13 protein-coding genes are annotated in these 15,397 nt (G+C 65.8%); 2 read left to right on the forward strand and 11 right to left on the reverse strand.

Annotated elements, in window-relative coordinates; genetic code table 11:
* Positions 1-19: 19 nt before the first annotated feature.
* From VHAB30_RS26585 to VHAB30_RS26615, 7 genes are all read right to left on the reverse strand, one after another.
* Positions 20-1,471 carry a flippase gene (locus tag VHAB30_RS26585; RefSeq protein ID WP_159279162.1) on the reverse strand — a complete coding sequence of 484 codons (1,452 nt, stop codon included), beginning with the start codon at positions 1,469-1,471 and terminating at the stop codon, positions 20-22.
* Between the two features lie 299 nt (positions 1,472-1,770).
* Entirely contained in the window at positions 1,771-5,964 is a 4,194-nt protein-coding gene (locus tag VHAB30_RS26590) for a PilC/PilY family type IV pilus protein (RefSeq protein WP_159279163.1), read from the reverse strand.
* A 14-nt stretch (positions 5,965-5,978) separates the two neighbouring features.
* On the reverse strand, positions 5,979-6,623 hold the full coding sequence (locus tag VHAB30_RS26595) for a pilus assembly PilX family protein (protein WP_159279164.1): 645 nt from the start codon (positions 6,621-6,623) through the stop codon (positions 5,979-5,981).
* On the reverse strand, positions 6,620-7,852 hold the full coding sequence (locus VHAB30_RS26600; RefSeq protein ID WP_159279262.1) for a PilW family protein: 1,233 nt from the start codon (positions 7,850-7,852) through the stop codon (positions 6,620-6,622). Before VHAB30_RS26600 ends, VHAB30_RS26595 begins: the two co-directional genes overlap by 4 nt.
* A complete protein-coding gene (gene pilV, locus VHAB30_RS26605) occupies positions 7,849-8,283 on the reverse strand; it encodes a type IV pilus modification protein PilV (protein ID WP_235926926.1) in 435 nt (144 codons plus the stop codon). The genes VHAB30_RS26600 and pilV overlap by 4 nt, the downstream gene beginning before the upstream one ends.
* Positions 8,280-8,879 carry a GspH/FimT family pseudopilin gene (locus tag VHAB30_RS26610; RefSeq protein ID WP_159279166.1) on the reverse strand — a complete coding sequence of 200 codons (600 nt, stop codon included), beginning with the start codon at positions 8,877-8,879 and terminating at the stop codon, positions 8,280-8,282. Before VHAB30_RS26610 ends, pilV begins: the two co-directional genes overlap by 4 nt.
* Positions 8,879-9,319 (reverse strand): type IV pilin protein, encoded by a 441-nt coding sequence (locus tag VHAB30_RS26615; RefSeq protein ID WP_286670852.1) that lies wholly within the window; start codon positions 9,317-9,319, stop codon positions 8,879-8,881. The genes VHAB30_RS26610 and VHAB30_RS26615 overlap by 1 nt, the downstream gene beginning before the upstream one ends.
* A gap of 280 nt (positions 9,320-9,599) precedes the next feature.
* Between VHAB30_RS26615 and VHAB30_RS26620 the strand changes: the two genes are divergently transcribed.
* Positions 9,600-11,231 (forward strand): PglL family O-oligosaccharyltransferase, encoded by a 1,632-nt coding sequence (locus VHAB30_RS26620; RefSeq protein WP_235926927.1) that lies wholly within the window; start codon positions 9,600-9,602, stop codon positions 11,229-11,231.
* A gap of 10 nt (positions 11,232-11,241) precedes the next feature.
* Here the strand turns inward: VHAB30_RS26620 and moaC are convergent, their stop codons facing one another.
* The gene (gene moaC / locus VHAB30_RS26625) at positions 11,242-11,730 is read right to left on the reverse strand and encodes a cyclic pyranopterin monophosphate synthase MoaC (protein ID WP_062475294.1); all 489 of its coding nucleotides are present in this window, start codon (positions 11,728-11,730) and stop codon (positions 11,242-11,244) included.
* 54 nt (positions 11,731-11,784) lie between these two features.
* On the opposite strand from moaC, the gene VHAB30_RS26630 reads away from it, so the two are divergent.
* Positions 11,785-13,356, forward strand: a complete 1,572-nt coding sequence (locus VHAB30_RS26630) for a M48 family metalloprotease (protein WP_159279168.1) — start codon at positions 11,785-11,787, stop codon at positions 13,354-13,356.
* A 21-nt stretch (positions 13,357-13,377) separates the two neighbouring features.
* Here the strand turns inward: VHAB30_RS26630 and VHAB30_RS26635 are convergent, their stop codons facing one another.
* From VHAB30_RS26635 to VHAB30_RS26645, 3 genes are all read right to left on the reverse strand, one after another.
* Complete coding sequence (locus tag VHAB30_RS26635; protein WP_095747298.1) at positions 13,378-13,734, reverse strand: phage holin family protein; 357 nt, start codon at positions 13,732-13,734, stop codon at positions 13,378-13,380.
* A 108-nt stretch (positions 13,735-13,842) separates the two neighbouring features.
* Positions 13,843-14,307 (reverse strand): hypothetical protein, encoded by a 465-nt coding sequence (locus tag VHAB30_RS26640; RefSeq protein WP_062475284.1) that lies wholly within the window; start codon positions 14,305-14,307, stop codon positions 13,843-13,845.
* An 86-nt stretch (positions 14,308-14,393) separates the two neighbouring features.
* Entirely contained in the window at positions 14,394-15,128 is a 735-nt protein-coding gene (locus VHAB30_RS26645; protein ID WP_062475282.1) for a TerC family protein, read from the reverse strand.
* Positions 15,129-15,397: the final 269 nt, after the last annotated feature.

Consider the following 15,397-nt stretch of genomic DNA (forward strand, 5'->3'; position numbering starts at 1 on the left):
GTTCCTGAAGCTGTCGATTTCAAATCGACCGTCGACGCGCATCGTGATGCTTCATTCGGCGATTGGCCGTGAGCCTTTGGATCAGAGACCATCCCAACAGAACGAACAAGAGCACGAGCCCGAATGGCCATGGAGACATTGAGAAGAGATTTGTCCTCATGGCAAGCGCCAGAATCGCAGCCATAAGGACTGTAGGGATTGCAAGAAGCCGGAGCGTCGAAAGCAGCGTACCCGCCAAATAGGAGAGAAGAAGAAAATCTATCGCAACCCTGGCGGTAAATACCGCTGCGGCGCCCACAAGGCCCCATGCTTGAAGCGCGATGTACAGCGCTGCGAGGTATGGCAGCAACTCGACCATATGGATCTTTGCTACGAGATCGGGACGCCCGCTTGCGAGCAGCTTGGTGAAGGGCACGATAGCGAGACTGTTGATCCAGAAGGCAAAGCACAGGATTTGCATCACGCCGGCAGAGTGGGCGGCGAGTTCCGGTGAGATCCACCACGCGAGGAATGGCGCCGACAACAACAATCCTGCCGCCATGAGCGGCGACAGCCATACACTGAGCGTACGCAGGCCAAACATGGCCAGTTGATGTCGTTCGGCGTCTGAGGTCGAACGGGCAAAACGAGGAAACAGAGCCTGGTTCAGCGCCGAGGACAGCAACGTAGTACGTTCCGTCATTTGGAAGGGGATGACGTAGTGGCTGATTGACTTGGCGCCCAATAGGGCACCGATTGCAAAGCGGTCAGCAACGATCATGAGCGGCCCCACAATTGCGCTGACGGTCGTCCATCCGCCAAACCGCAGCAACTGCAAGGCATACAGCCCATCAACCGATACTGAAGAACCAGCGAGATAGTGGGTGCCGCAGCGCCACAGCATCGGTATCAGCACGAGCAAACGAACTGCTGCCACCGCGGCAACAAGCCCAGGTAGCTGAGCGCCGATCATCGTTGCTACAGCCAATGGGGTTAGCAACGCCAGCACATTGACCGATGCGCCGATCAGGTTGAGCTCTCCAAATGCATTGCGTGCCTGAAATGCACCGCTTAACACGCCTGCAAGGGTTGTCGCCGGCACCAGTGCTGCGGCCCACGGCAAGGCTGCGAGGAGTTCGACGCGCAAGCCGGGCTCGATGGAAGTGTGCTGTGTAAAGAACCAGGCGCCTAGAGGTTGGGTGGCCAAGGCGCCCGCCACTCCGAGTCCGAGGCTGAGCGACAGCGCCGTCCAAAGCACCTTCGCATGTTCGCTCTTCGGTTTCCCGATCATTTGTGCGAGCTGCCGGGCTGTTGCCTGGCCAATTCCCAAGTCGAACAGACCCATATATCCGAAGAAGAGCCAGATCAGAGCCAGCACTCCAAAACGGGCCTCCCCGATCAAGCGCAAGTAGACCGGTATTGTGAGCAGCGACACCATCAGCGGCAGAGCTTGGCCGATCAGGTTGTAGGCAGTGTGGCGCTGCAGGCTCATGTGCTCGAGGATGAGGGGCGTTGAGTTAGAAGAGCGCGGGCAAGATCTCGATGTACGCGCCGAATGCGCCGAGTTCGAAACATGGGCGGGTGGCTCATGCAAGCCGACAGATCGAGTGAGCTGCGGCAAGTGTATTGCGTGGCTCAACGGATCTGGCCAAAGCTCGCCGCTGGTTGAGCTGTCCGCGCGGATCTAAAGGCAGGGGCTGCGCCAGTTCCTGAAATTGGAAACGCCCGATGAGGCTCACCGGGCGTCCAGCTTCGCGTCTCCGCTTGCGTACGGTCAATCGTCCTCGCGCCTCAATTGACCGTCGGCACTTCCCGCCAGTTCAGCAGCCGCAACGTAGTGCCGGCCGGCGGCGTGAAGGGGATCTTGTCCAGATCGCCGCGCACATTGCCGGAGATCAGGCGCACGCTGCCGTCGACGCCCACAAACTTGAGGTCGGTGATCGCAGTGGTGGATTGCACGAATGCGGCACCGTTGGCCAGCGCCGTGCGGCCGGTATTGAAGTCGATGGCGTAGATCTGACTCTGACCCGAAGGGCTGCAGGCATCGCCGCTGGTGAGCAGCGACGAGAACGCCACGAGGCCGTTGAAGGCGACAGGACTCGCCACCATGCGCAGGCCAATGCCTCCTTCCGTGCCCAGGTCGAGGTACCAGCCGCGCGAATCGGTGGGAACGACGGTGCCGCTCACAAGATTGGTGACGGCGGTGAGGCCGCTGCGTGTCACGGGCATGGTGTCGTCGGCCGGCTTGAAGGCCGTGGCAGTGCCGTCGATGACGGCGTAGAAGCTCTGCGCCGCGCTGGAATTGATGTCGCTCGAATCGAGCAACTGGCCGGTGCCGACCATCACGTAGCGCTTGCGGGTCGTGGGCTGGATCTGAACCAGGGGGCGTGAGGTGATGGGCTGGGCTTTCGGGGTTGTGGCGCCATCGGTGAAGAGGGCGATCTTCGTCGGCGCTGGATAGGCCGTGGTCGTGCCCGCGGCCGCGGTCACGTCGAAGCGCCAGAGCTGACCGTTGAGATCACCGACGTAGATCGCGTCGGCCGTGCCGTCGGTCAGGTCGGAGATGAAGGCCGTGGCATGGGTCATTCCGTTGGCCACCGCGCCGGTGCTTACCTTCTGCAGCAGCGCACCGGTTTCCGGATGCACGAAATAGAGATAGCCGTTGTGGTTGCTGTTGTCGTTGTGATAGCCCGAGGTCAGCACCACCACCCAGCCGTAGCGCTTGGTCTTCAGGATCAGTGGGGCGCCGTAGCTGAAGCCCATGTCCGCATCCGTGAACTCCCACAGCACCTTGCCCGCCACGATGGTTTCGTCGGTCATCGTGGTCGGATCGGTCACGTCGATGGCGTAGAAGCTCTTTCCGCCCTTGCCGAGGCCGCCGACCAGCAGCGAGCGCCAGTCCGAGCCGGTGGCCGCGAAGGTGCCGCCAGCACGGTCGAAGTCGACATCGACCACCTCGGGCGTTGCATCGACGTAGTACTTGTGCAGGTAGTTCGGGTTGCCCAACTGGGCCAGGCCGTCCGCGGCCGGCGTTGCGGGGCTGCTGGGCCCATTGAAGAGCGCGCTCGGCACGTAGGCGAACTGTTCGAGGCCGGCGTTGGCGCCGGTGAGTTCGCCGCGGAACGCATGCAGCATGCCGTCGTTCGCGGCGGCGTAGACCATCGTGGGACGCGCGGCCTTGGCCGTCTTGAAGGCGGCGTAGCCCCGGTTCACCGCGTCCGAGTAGCTCGATGCGGGCGGGCCGACCGGTTTCACCTTCGAGTTGACGATGTCGCCCAGCAGCTTGCTGCGAAGCCGGTACGGCTTGGTCCCGTCGGTTGCGGTCTTTTCCTGGCTGCGATCGCCGCGCAGGTAGTTCAGGTAGTTGGCGCTGTCGTCGCCGGTGACGTAGAGCGTATCGAGCGCGGCCGCTTGGCTGCCCGTTCCGGTGGTGAGGCTTCCGATGCGGAAGGGCACGCCTGTCGTGCCGTTCCAGGTGGCGATGCGCCGGTTGGTGTTCCAGCCCGTGCCGGCGAACTGCGTCGCGAGCTTGCTCGTGCTGTTCCATGCCGCCGTGAGTGAGGGCGTACCGTCAGCGGCAAAGCTGATGCTGCTCGCACTCACGACGCCGGTCCAGTCCTGGGCGTCATATTGCGAGGCATACGAAGCCGAGCCCGTGGCGGCGACCTGCAGCGCCGAGAGCGAGAACGAGGTGGTGTACGCCTGGATGGCGTTCACGATGCGCTCGAAGGCCTGCGTCAGGCCTCTGACCAGCGTGTCGGGCTGGCCTGCGGCAAAGTAGTTGTCGGGACGCGGCTGCGTCAGGTTCGCGGCACGTGTGTCGGTCAGCGTCTCGCCGCTGGTCGACCACCAGTCCAGCGGAATGGTGCCGGCGAAGGTATAGGGGTCGAAGTCGGCCGGCAGTTTTTTTGAGTCCAATCCGCCGAACTTGGCTGCGAGGTAGAACTGGTTGTTGTATTGGAATGGCTGCTCCAGCACGTCCACCCAGTAGGTGCTGACGGTCTGCTTGCCGATGGTGTTGGCTTGTCCCGCCACGTCGGGGCGGATGTCCTTGGTGTTGGCGTCGAAGGCCAGGCCCGCGATGTAGGCGGAGTTGTTGCGACCGCTGTAGTCGTTGGAGTTGCCGAGATTGCCCAAACCCTGCAGCGCGCCAACACGGTTGGTGGCCGTGACTGCGTTAACAGTGTTGTCGTTCGCCACCTCGTCAGGCATGGTGGGCTCGCGTGTGCGGTAAGTGGTGTTGCCGGCCACGTTCTTGTCAACGTGGGTGTAGATGTCGCCGATGCCCAGTACGAAGTTGCGCTGGCACGAGTACTGGATCGGGTCGCCCCAGTTGGTGATCACCGGGAAGCCATCGACCCAGCTGGTTTTCGTGGGGGCGTCGGCATTGCCCATCGAACTCCAGGCCGCGACGTTGCCAAGGTTTCGGTAGTACCGCATGACCGCGTAGTACAGCTCGCTGACCGGGTCGTAGCCCTTGTAGTCGCCCGGAAGGATCTGGCCGAACTTGTTCAGGTAGTTCATCACGCCGCTGTCCGCGATGGCCACGCCGGTCGCCGTCGTGGTCGCGGCCGCATCGGTGTCATCGGGATTGCGGATGAAGGTGCCGTCCGTCTCGCTCCATTCCTTGCCGGCGTTGGTCGCGGGTGCCTGGCCGGGCGTCGGCGCGGTCGGTCCGACGAATTTCTGCCTGGCGCGCAGCACGCCGCCGTCGCGCTGGTCGCTGCTGTCGTTCAGGTAGCCGAAGGCGCTGAAGCGCATCTTGTCGGCATACTTCTGGATCAGCCCTTCGGGCTTGTAGTTGGTGCCGTAGGCCTTGCAGTTGGCTTCGAGCCCGCCTGCCGCGGCCGAGGGGTCGCACACTTTCACGCGCATCGTGAAGTCGCCATCGGCCGGCCCCTCTACGTTGAACGGCGTGAATGCGGTCGACGAGGGCGTGCGCCATTGGAACTGCATCACCGCACCGCCGCCCCTTTCGTAGTATTCGATCTGCACGCTGAACTGCTGACCCGCCGTCAGCGAGATGGTGGCCGAATCGTCGGTGGCCGGCCCGTGATCGGTCCAGTTGTTGATGCGGCGGGTGCTGTCGTTGAAGATGTTGTTGCCAGTGGTGTCTACCCAGAGCCGCACACCATCGTCGCTGATGGTGCGGAAGGTGTAATCGCCGGTTTGGGGTGCCGTGTAGACCCCGTTGAAGCGGGCCGAGAAGTTGTCGGCATTCACGCCGGCCACGGGGCTGCCGTTGCCCCAATTGTGGTCGGCGTTGTCCGTGGTGACGGTGGCAATCACCGGGCTGGTCAGGGTGATGTTGTTGAAGTACTGCGCCGTCATGGTGCGGCTACCGGTGCCCGTCGTGGACATGCGCATCTTGAAGCCGCGGTTGGTGATGCTCACGTTCAGTGAGGTGGCGCTGTTGAAGGGCGTCGCGCCCGCGATGGCGGATGCCGTGAGGCTGCGGTTCGGAAAGAGGCCGCGGTTGCCGTGCCAGGCTTTCTCGAGGATGGTGGTGGTGGCTGTATCGACCACCCGCCGCCCACCCGTCATGGCCCATCGGAAGGGATCGATCGTGGCGGTGGAGGCCCAATTCAGGAAATTGCCGCTCCACTTGTTGTCGTTGGCGCCCGTGCAGGTGCGGTTGGTGGCGGCGCCGGCCGGGTAAAAGTAGCTGGAGTCGCCCTTGTCGGCGGTGCTGACGCCATTGGCGGTGGTATCGACCTGGTACAGGTAGCACTTGCCCGGGTCGAAGTAGCCCAGGTAGTTGGTGTTGCTGGAGTAGTCGCCGACGTGGGCGGTGCGGGATGCGGTAGGCCATTCCACCGACAGCGCCAGCGCCAGGTTGCCCGGAACCTCCGAGGTCGAGAACACGGGCTGGTTGCCCAGGTTGGCCGCCGAAGCGACCAAAGCGCTGCCGAGCATCAGGCCGAGGCCGGTGGCGATGCCCGCGCGGCGCACGGCGCGAACGGACGAACGAATTCTTGTTTTCATGATTCGCCTGTGCCCTATTCGGGCTTGGTGAAGGAGGCTTGCAGGAACACTTGCGTGTCGCGCGGACCGTCGACGCGAACGGAGATCCGGTAGATGGGCGGGCTGGGAACGGAGGGGCCGGGCGTGCTCAGCTGGCTCTGGTCGCCGCCCTGCGTTTCAGTGCTCGACGGGGTATAGACGCAGCCGCTCTTGCCGATGGTCGAGAAGGCGCCGGTGGTGTTGCACATGCGGTCGATCACGTAGCGTACGGTGACGCCGCCGTTGCCCGTGATGGCGCCGCCGGACGGCGTGAAGGTGTTGCCCGCCACATCGGATCCGGTCAGTGTGGTTTTCTGCAGCAGCACTTCCGGGATGCCCTGTTCATTGGTCCGCAGCTGGATCGCGCTGTAGTTCGCCGTCAGCAGGTTGGCGGCGGTGACGGTCGTCTCGACGAGCGCGCCGCCGGTCTGGAACTCCTTCATCGCCTTCGCGATGGCAAGTTCGCCCTGGTTGACCAGATCGCGCTTGAAGGCGATGTTGCCGGCGCCGAAGAGCGAGTTGCCCGTCGACCGCATGACGGCCACGCCACCGGCGAGCAGCACCACGAGGATGATCAGGCAGAACAGCAGTACCACGCCGCGCTCGCGCGTCGGGCCGTGCATTTTGGACAATGTCTTCATGGCAGGGGCAGCAACAGCATGTTGCGCAGCGGGATGGTGGTGTCGATGACCCGGTAGCGGAAGTTCCGGTCGGCCTCGGGGATGGTCAGGGTGCGTCGGCTCGCTGCAGCGAGATCGCCAAAGATGGTCAGGCTGTCCTTGGTGACGGGGGTCTTCTCGAACAGGCTGCCTCGCATGACCAGCGCGACGCGCGCCGCCACGATGTGGCGCATGGTGTCGGGAGCGAGCATGAGGGTGCCGATGGCGTAGCCCGCGGTGGCAGGATCGATCCATGCATCGACGGTGCCGTTGCTGTCCGTGTCGACGCCGTACACCGCATACAGGGCCACGACGCCATCGGCCAATGCCTGCATGGCCGAGGTGTCGGTGCCCTCGTCGCTGCCGGTGCCGGCTGCTCGCAGCAGGTCGTAGGCGACGAGCGTGCGATTGGCGTTCACGCCGAGCAACTGGAACTGCAGGTTGTTGGCGTTCACGTTGCCGAGCGGAGTGAAGAGTGCCGTGCCGTTGGCTGCGAGCGTGGCAAGCGACGTGGTGGCGCCGGTCGAAGTGAAGTAGCGCCCGCCCATGGGGAGGACTTCGTTGCCCGCCGCGGCGAATGCCGTCGCGTCCGTCACGCTCACCTGTTCGATCAGGCAGTCGGCCGTGCCTTCCTGGCTCACCAGTCCGATGTCGCCATTCGCGAGGCCAATGGTGTTGTCCAGCCGCAGGTTGTTGTCGCTCGGGAAGCCGGAGCGAATGCGGCGCGGCACGTCGCCCGCTGCTGCGTTGCCGCCCATGATCACGAGGATGTCCGAGGCGCCGTCGGTCGCGCCCTTGGCAATCAGGAACGGCGCCAACCGCAGATTGCCTGCCGCGGCGGCGCCTGAACCACCGAGCAGCGTGTCGAACGGCGCCGGAAACGCGGATGCGGTTCGTGGCAGGATGGTGGTGGCGGTGCCGCCAATGCGGCGCGTGGCGCTCAGCCGGCAACCGAACAGCCCACGCGTCCCGGTCTGCGCGAAGCCGGAGCCAGCGCTTCGCAGCAGGCGATCGATCATGTAAGTGGCGTAGGAGCCACTCTGGTTCATGTCGTTGGTCGAGGTAGTGCTGCGCTTGTGCGTCTCGCCGACCGTGACCACACTGGTCACGGCGAGCACCACGACCAGGCCGATGACCAGAGCCACCAGCAGTTCGATCAGCGTCAGGCCGCGCTGCGCGGCGCGGGCAAAGGACTTGGAGCGGGCATTCATGGTGTGAGCGGCAGCGCGACGCGCGTGGTGAGGCGGCTGTCCTGTTCGCTGGCAGCGCGTTGGGGGGGGCGCCATGTGATGAGGATGTCGACGGTATTGGCCGCGCCGGTCGGGGTGATCGTGACACTGCCCTCAGGCAGGCCACCGGCTTGCGGGTCGCGGGCGCGGTCGTTCCACGAAGGGCTTCCGGCCGCGAGGTCGATCACAACCGTGCGTTTGATCCACATGGTGGACGCGATGTCGTTGGCGATCAGGGCGGCGCGGTTGCGGTCTTCCGCATCGATCGACAGGCTGATCGCGCGCGTCTGCAGGCCGATCAGGCCCAGGATGCCCAGCGAGAACAGGAGGATCGAAACCAGGACTTCGATCAGCGCGACACCGGACTGCGAAGCGCGTGCGCAGGAGGGCGTGGAGTGATGGTATTTCGTCACGCGGGGCATCCGTCGGGATGGGTGTTGGACAGCGTCTTGGCCCGGTCGCACAAGCGCACCTGTCCGCCAATGGCGACCAGCACGCGCAGGGGGCGATCGGCATTGGGGATCGTGATGTCATAGGCCGCAGCCGTGGCGCTGCATGCCACGCCGGTGCCCGGCGTGGGGTTGTCGACGACGCGTCCCAGGGAGTTGAAGCACAGCGTCGCGGGGCCGGTGATCTGGACGTCCGGGGCCAGTCCGGTCAGGCCGCCACCTTCGATGAACGTGGCGTCGGTTTCCTCACCCGTGAGGAGCGGCACGAAGTTGACCGACCAGTTGGCGCCATTGACTGCGGCGGTAAGGCCGTCCGCGGGGTTCGTGTCGGCCGTCAGCGAGAAGACGGTCTGGCGGCTGCGTCGAAGGGCTTCGGTCTGCGCAAGGCGAAGGCCGTTCTGCAACGCGTCGGCGACGGTGCGTATGCGGCTGTTGCGTATCCATCCATTCATTGCCGGAAACGCCAGCGCCATCAGGATGCTCAGCAGCACCACCGTCACCATCATTTCGATCAGCGTGAAGCCGCGCGCGCCATGCAGCCGATGGGTTGGCGTCTTCATCAGCAACCCGACTTCTTCGTCGTCCAGCCGGTGGCGCACTGCGTCCAACCCGAACCCACTGCGGTCGTGGCACGGGTGTTCTGCTGGTTCACGGTGAACGTGAAACCATTGGCGGACGACGCGGCCTGCGCTATGAACGTCGTGGCCGTCAGTGTCGGGCAGGAGATGGTGAAACTGCCTGCCGCGGGCGGCGCGGCGCACGGCGAAATGAACGTGGTGCCGATGGAGCGGTAGTCCCGGTTGTCCTGGAAGTGCCGCTCCATGTTGGCGCGCAGTGTCGAAAGGGCGTTCTGGGCGTCCACGAGCTGCCCGCGAAGCACGTACTCTCGATAGTTGGGGATCGCGATGGCGGCCAGGATCCCGATGATCGCCACAGTGATCATCACTTCGATGAGCGTGAAACCGGAGGCGCGACGCAGGTGGGAGGATGTCGATTGCAAAGTCGTACCTTTCGGAAAGAGGGCCCCGTTCCGGCGCCTTGCTCGAATGCACGAGCGAATAGATTTGGAAACAATTGGTGAAGAATTGTCTTTATTTGTTGGCAATTGAGAATTCCGCCCGTCCTCGACGGCCTGCCGCTTGTCGGGTCCAGCGGTCAGTGATGCGGCGAGCCAAGGTGCGTTTGGCGGCCAAGGACGGGCGCTTCCAATGACCTTCGTTGCGGCCTCTGTCCCATCTCCTTCGCGCGACCACGCGAGCCGGATCCTTGGTGCGTGTCTCGTGGCATTCCCGTTCTTGTGCCCGTTCGCCTCAGGTCCCTCTGCCGGCGCATGGCAACTGTTCGCCTCCGGCCTGTGCGCCGCGCTGTTCTTTTTCTTGCCTCCGGCTTGCGGCTCGATGTCCCGGGGGTTGATGGCTTGGCTGGGCTTGTGCGTCGCCGCCGTCGCGTTGTCGGGCCAAGGCGCCGTGGATGCCAGGTTGCTGGCCTGCGCCGTGCTGGCGGCCATCGGGGTGTCAGCCTTGACGGGGGCTGCTCTGGTTCGAATGCCCCTCGCCCGGGAGGCGCTGGCCTGGGGCGTGCTGGCTGCCGCGGTCATCAACGCCGTTCTCGGCCTGCTCCAGTACTTCGACCTTGCCGAGACGCTCCTTCCTTGGGTCACCTCCCCGACGGCGGGCCGAGCCTGGGGGACCTTGCGCCAGCGCAACCAATTTGCCACGCTGATCAGCCTCGGGCTTGTGGCCGCGCTGTGGCTCTATGCGGCCCGCAAATCGCGGCGCGAGCCAGTGCTGGTCGGCGGCGTCGGCGTGCTCCTTCTGGTGGCGACGGCTGCTTCGGGCTCGCGCACCGGTCTGCTGCAAATCGTGCTGATTGCTGGCGGGGCAAGCCTTGTGGCGTGGCGGCAGCGCCGTACGGAGCGCCAGATTGGACCGTTCAGCTTGCCGCACCCTCTCGCGCTGTTGTCCATGCTCCCGCTCTACTTCGTCGCGAACTGGTTGCTGCCCCGGTTGGCAGCCAGCGGGAGCGCGAACGTCCTTGCTTCAGCTGGCGCCCTGGTCCAGCGTCTGGAACCCGCTGCCCTCGGGGGTGACAGCCGCGTGACGCTGTGGCGTAACGTGCTCTCGCTCATCAGCGAGCGCCCCCTCACCGGCTGGGGCTGGGGCGAACTCAGCTTCGCGCACTTCACCACGCTGTACAGCGGCCCGCGGTTCCCCGTGATCCTCGACAACGCCCACAACCTGCCGCTGCACCTTGCCGTCGAACTGGGCATTCCGGCGGCGCTGTTGATCTGCGGGGGCTTTCTGTGGATGGTGGGTGCGGCGAAGCCGTGGCGCGAGCGCGACCCCTTGCGGCTGATGGCGTGGGGCCTGCTCGGCGTCATCCTCGTGCACAGCCTGCTCGAGTACCCGCTCTGGTACGGCCCGTTCCAGCTGGTGTTCGGCCTGTGCCTCGGCATCCTGTGGCCGGCATCGCCCAAGCGCCCGAACGCGAACAGCAGAAAGCTCGCCGCGTTCGCAGCCGCCGCGGCCTGGGTCGTCGTCATTGGCTACGCCGCCTGGGACTACACCCGCATCAGCCAGATCTACCTGCCGCGCGATGCCCGCATGCCGGCCTACCGCGACGACACGCTCGCCAAGCTCCAGGGCTCGTGGCTGTTTTCACGCCAGGTGGATTTTGCCGAGGTGACGCTGACAGCCGTCACGCCGGTGAATGCCGCGCACATGCACGACCTGGCCGGGCGCGTGCTGCATTTTTCGCCCGAGCCGCGCGTCATCGTGAAGTTGATCGAAAGCGCCGAGTTGCTGGGCCGCGATGCCGAGGCGCATGCATGGGCCGAGCGCTTCCGGGTGGCGTTTCCGGCCGCGTTCGCCCGCTGGCTGGACAACCGCCCGGACGACGCGCCCGAGCTGTAGCCGCTTGAATTCAGCCCGCAGTCGCGACGTAGCTGCCCGACTTCCCGCCGTGCTTTTCCAGCACATGCACGTCGGTGATCCGCATCCCCCGGTCGACGGCCTTGCACATGTCGTAGATGGTGAGCAGCGCGACCTGCACGGCGGTCAGGGCTTCCATTTCCACGCCGGTCGGGCCGACGGTCTCGACGGTCGCGGTGCAGGCCACCTGCGGCGCCTGGCCGCCCTCGGCGAGCGCGAAGGCCACGGCCACGCGGGTCAGCGCCAGCGGGTGGCACAGGGGGATCAGGTCGCTGGTCTTCTTGGCCGCCTGGATGCCGGCGATGCGCGCGATGCCCAGCACGTCGCCCTTCTTGGCGGTGCCCGATTCGATCAGCGCCAGCGTCGCGGGCTGCATCTCGATGCGGCCGGTGGCCACGGCCACGCGGTGGGTGGCGGGCTTGGCCGCCACGTCGACCATGTGGGCCTGGCCCTGGGCGTCAAAATGGGTGAGGGTGCTCATCGGTGAACGTTCGTTTTGAAGATGCATCATACGAGCCCGAGCCACAGACGAGGAATGCCGCGCTTGACTCCCTCTTCCCACAAGAAAACGCGCCCGACGCCCCTCCGGCACGCGGTGTGCGCTACTTTTTTGATAGCTTCCCAGGTGCTGCTGCCGGTCCCCGCGCTGGCGCAGGTGCAGCAGATCCTGCCGGGCCTCGGTGACGGCGGCGAGATGACGGCCAGTGCCGAGCGCCGGCTGGGCGACCAGATCGTGCGCGAGCTGTACCGCGACACCGACTACATCGACGACCCGGTGATCGCCGCCTACGTGCAGGACATCTGGCAGCGCCTGCTGGCCGCCGCGCGCGCGCGCGGCGAGCTCACGCCCGAACTCGACGAGCGCTTCGCCTGGACCATCCTGCTGGGGCGCGACCGCAACATCAACGCCTTCGCGCTGCCGGGCGGCTACCTCGGGCTGAACCTGGGGCTGCTGGCCGCGGTCGGCAGCCGCGACGAGCTGGCGACGGTGCTCGGGCACGAGCTGTCGCACGTCACGCAGCGCCACATCTCGCGCATCATGAGCAAGCAGGGCAAGCAGATGCCCCTGATGATCGCCGGCCTGATCTTGGGGATGATCGCGGCCAGCAAGAGCCGCAATTCCGACGCCGGCCAGGCCGTGATCATGGGTAGCCAGGCGTTGTTCATGCAGAACCAGCTGAGCTTCTCGCGCGACATGGAGCGCGAGGCCGACCGCATCGGCTTCGGCGTGATGACGCAGGCGGGCTTTGCGCCGCAGGGCGCCGCGGCGATGTTCGAGAAGCTGCAGTACGCCTCGCGCCTGAACGACAACGGCTCGTACCCCTACCTGCGCAGCCACCCGCTGACGACCGAGCGCATCTCGGACATGCAGGGCCGGTTCCAGTTCCGCGCCGACGCCGCGCCGCCGACGGTGCCGCTGGTGATGGACCACGCCATGGTTGCCTCGCGCGCCCGCGTGCTGACGCGCCCGGGCGTCGATGTGCTGCGGTTGTGGGTCAACGCGGCGTCGAGCGGCGAGTTCGCGGGCAGTTCACCGGCGCAGCAGGCGGGCACGCTCTATGCGGCGGCGATGTCGGCCAAGGAGCTGCGCGACTTCAAGGCGGCGCGTGCGCTGGCCGAGCGGCTCGTGGCCCGCACGGCCGACGATGCGGCCGCGAGCAAGCAGGCGCGCTGGCTGCAGGCCGAGATCGAACTCGCGGCCGGCGGCGCTTCTCGCGCGGCGGCGCTGCTCGACGCCAAGTCGAAGGAGCGGCCCGAGATGATCCTCGCAGCCGAAGCGGCGATCGCCCAGCGCCAGCCTGCGCCGATGGTGTCCGTGCTGCGCGACTGGGTGGCTGTCCATCCGCGCGATGCCACGGCCTGGCGCACGCTGGCCAATTTGTACGGGGCGCAGAACGACACGCTGCGCGCCATTCGTGCCGATGCCGAGGCCAACGTGGCGATCCTCGACTACCCGGCGGCGCGCGACCGCTTCAAGGCGGCACAGGAGCTGGTCCGCAAGTCGGGCGCGCCCATCGACCACTACGAGGCATCGATCATCGACACGCGCGCGCGCGCCGTCGACGTGCTGGTCAAACAGCAGGCCGAGGAGCCGCCGCTGAAGTAGTGAAGCGACGAGGGCCGGCGCTCAGCGCCGGGAGGACAGCAGCCCGCCCAGCGCGCTCTCGATGAGCAGCCCGAGCAGCGAGTAGATCAGCGAGCCCAGCAGCGCGGCGAGGAAGCCGTTCACATGGAAGCCGCCGAGCAGGCCCGAGGCGGCCCAGAACAGCAGGGCGTTGATCACGAACAGGAACAGCCCGAGCGTGACGATGGTGACCGGCAGTGTCAGGATCACCAGCACCGGCCGCACGACCATGTTGAGCAGGCCGATCACGGCCGCAGCGAGCAGCGCCGAACCGAAACTCTGGACCTGGACGCCGCTGTAGAGGTAGGCGACCGCGAGCAGCGCCACGGCGCTGAGCAGCCATTTGAGGAGGATGCGCATGCGCCGCAGGATACCCCACGGGCCCGCACAAAAGAACAAGCCCCGCTGCGTTGCCGCAGCGGGGCTTGTGTCGGTTCGGAGGGCCGGGCGTGTGGCCCCGCCCCGGGCTTACTCGGCCAGCTCGTTGGCCAGCACCAGCAGCGCGCCCATGCCCATCACGGCGCCGGGAAAGGCCCAGCCCGATTGCTTGGGCGGGGTCTGGTCGGGCGTGACCGGTTCCAGGTCGACGCCGATCTTCGGGCGGCGCGCATCGACCACGTGGGTGGCCGCGTGCTCGCGCTTGAGTTGCTGCGTCAGGTCGGTCAGCGGGCCCTTGGCCAGCACCGCCGTCACCTGGCCGCCGTTGCGTTCGAGCAGCGGCAGCATCTGCGCCTGCACCTTGCTGAACCACTTGGCGCGCCAGTTCTCGCGCGCGCTGTGGCTCACCCACTTGCTGATCCGGTGTGTCATGCGCGGCGCGCAGGCCACGAGCACCCAATGGCGCGCCACGACGTTGTCGGCATCCGGCGCCAGTTCGGCGAACTGCTCGCTGGCATAGACGGCGTCGTCGACGTAAAGAATGATCTTTTCCATGAGTGCTCTCCTTTGATAGTTAGAGTGACAGAGACCGGATTGATGCAAGAAGTTTCAGTGCGGGGCGTTTATCGTTCAACGAACGCTCAGTGGGCCGGGGTGGCGGGGGCCGGCTTGCGCGAAGCCACCCACTTGCCGATCGCCAGCACCAGCAGCGCACCGATGATGCCGGCGGCGTACTTGATGGTGTCGGTCTGCGGCACCTTCGGCACCCAGGTCCAGTTGGCGGGGTTCGCCAGGGCCGGGTCGGACACGGCCATCGTGCCGGCGATCCAGCCCAGCAGCATGCCGCCCAGCGTGATGATCATCGGGAAGCGGTCCATCAGCTTGATGACCAGCTGGCTGCCCCAGACGATGATCGGGATGCTCACGAGCAGGCCGAAGATCACCAGCGGCATCTGGTGGCCGTCGCCCGCGCCTTGTGCGGCACCGGCGATGGCGATCACGTTGTCCACGCTCATGACCAGGTCTGCCACGATCACGGTCTTCACGGCGCCCCAGAGGCGGTCGCTGCCGGCGATGTTGCCGTGCGCGTCGTCATGGTCGGGGGCCAGCAGTTTCACGCCGATCCACAGCAGCAGGATCGCGCCCACCAGCTTCAGGAACGGAATCGCGAGCAGCGTGAGCGCGAAGAAGATCAGGATCACGCGCAGCACGATGGCGCCGGCGGTACCCCACAGGATGCCCTGGGTGCGTTGCGCGGGCGGCAGCTTGCGGCAGGCCAGCGCGATGACGACGGCGTTGTCGCCGCCCAAAAGAATGTCGATCATGATGATCTGACCGACCGCGACCCAGAATTCCGGGGCCATGAACTGTTCCATAGATTCCTCTTTGTCTTGGCGCCACGCCCGCAGCTCCCTGATGGGGACCACGACGGGCAGCGGCATGCCGATGCGTTTCGATTCACCCTGCGCGGGTGCGGTCGAAAGCGGGGGAGCGAAGGCCGGGTGACACCGGGGACTTGCGAACGCTTCGACCAAACCTGCGCAGGTTCAAATCGAAGGTCTCGCTCGACAACAGCAAGCGCGCCGACCTGCGTCCGCGCGTGTGTCGCCCGACAGGCCGGAAGTGTTGTACTTCGTATTGACGA

The organism is Variovorax boronicumulans (assembly GCF_009811375.1).
Taxonomy (GTDB): Bacteria; Pseudomonadota; Gammaproteobacteria; order Burkholderiales; family Burkholderiaceae_C; genus Variovorax; species Variovorax boronicumulans.

Excerpts from the sequence above, each read along its gene's own strand:
- VHAB30_RS26590 (WP_159279163.1), bottom strand. The coding sequence starts at position 5,964 with ATGAAAACAAGAATTCGTTCGTCCGTTCGCGCCGTGCGCCGCGCGGGC.
- VHAB30_RS26630 (WP_159279168.1), top strand. The coding sequence starts at position 11,785 with ATGCCGCGCTTGACTCCCTCTTCCCACAAGAAAACGCGCCCGACGCCC.
- moaC (WP_062475294.1), bottom strand. The coding sequence starts at position 11,730 with ATGAGCACCCTCACCCATTTTGACGCCCAGGGCCAGGCCCACATGGTC.
- VHAB30_RS26640 (WP_062475284.1), bottom strand. The coding sequence starts at position 14,307 with ATGGAAAAGATCATTCTTTACGTCGACGACGCCGTCTATGCCAGCGAG.
- VHAB30_RS26645 (WP_062475282.1), bottom strand. The coding sequence starts at position 15,128 with ATGGAACAGTTCATGGCCCCGGAATTCTGGGTCGCGGTCGGTCAGATC.
- VHAB30_RS26635 (WP_095747298.1), bottom strand. The coding sequence starts at position 13,734 with ATGCGCATCCTCCTCAAATGGCTGCTCAGCGCCGTGGCGCTGCTCGCG.
- VHAB30_RS26595 (WP_159279164.1), bottom strand. The coding sequence starts at position 6,623 with ATGAAGACATTGTCCAAAATGCACGGCCCGACGCGCGAGCGCGGCGTG.
- VHAB30_RS26610 (WP_159279166.1), bottom strand. The coding sequence starts at position 8,879 with ATGAAGACGCCAACCCATCGGCTGCATGGCGCGCGCGGCTTCACGCTG.
- VHAB30_RS26585 (WP_159279162.1), bottom strand. The coding sequence starts at position 1,471 with ATGAGCCTGCAGCGCCACACTGCCTACAACCTGATCGGCCAAGCTCTG.
- VHAB30_RS26600 (WP_159279262.1), bottom strand. The coding sequence starts at position 7,852 with ATGAATGCCCGCTCCAAGTCCTTTGCCCGCGCCGCGCAGCGCGGCCTG.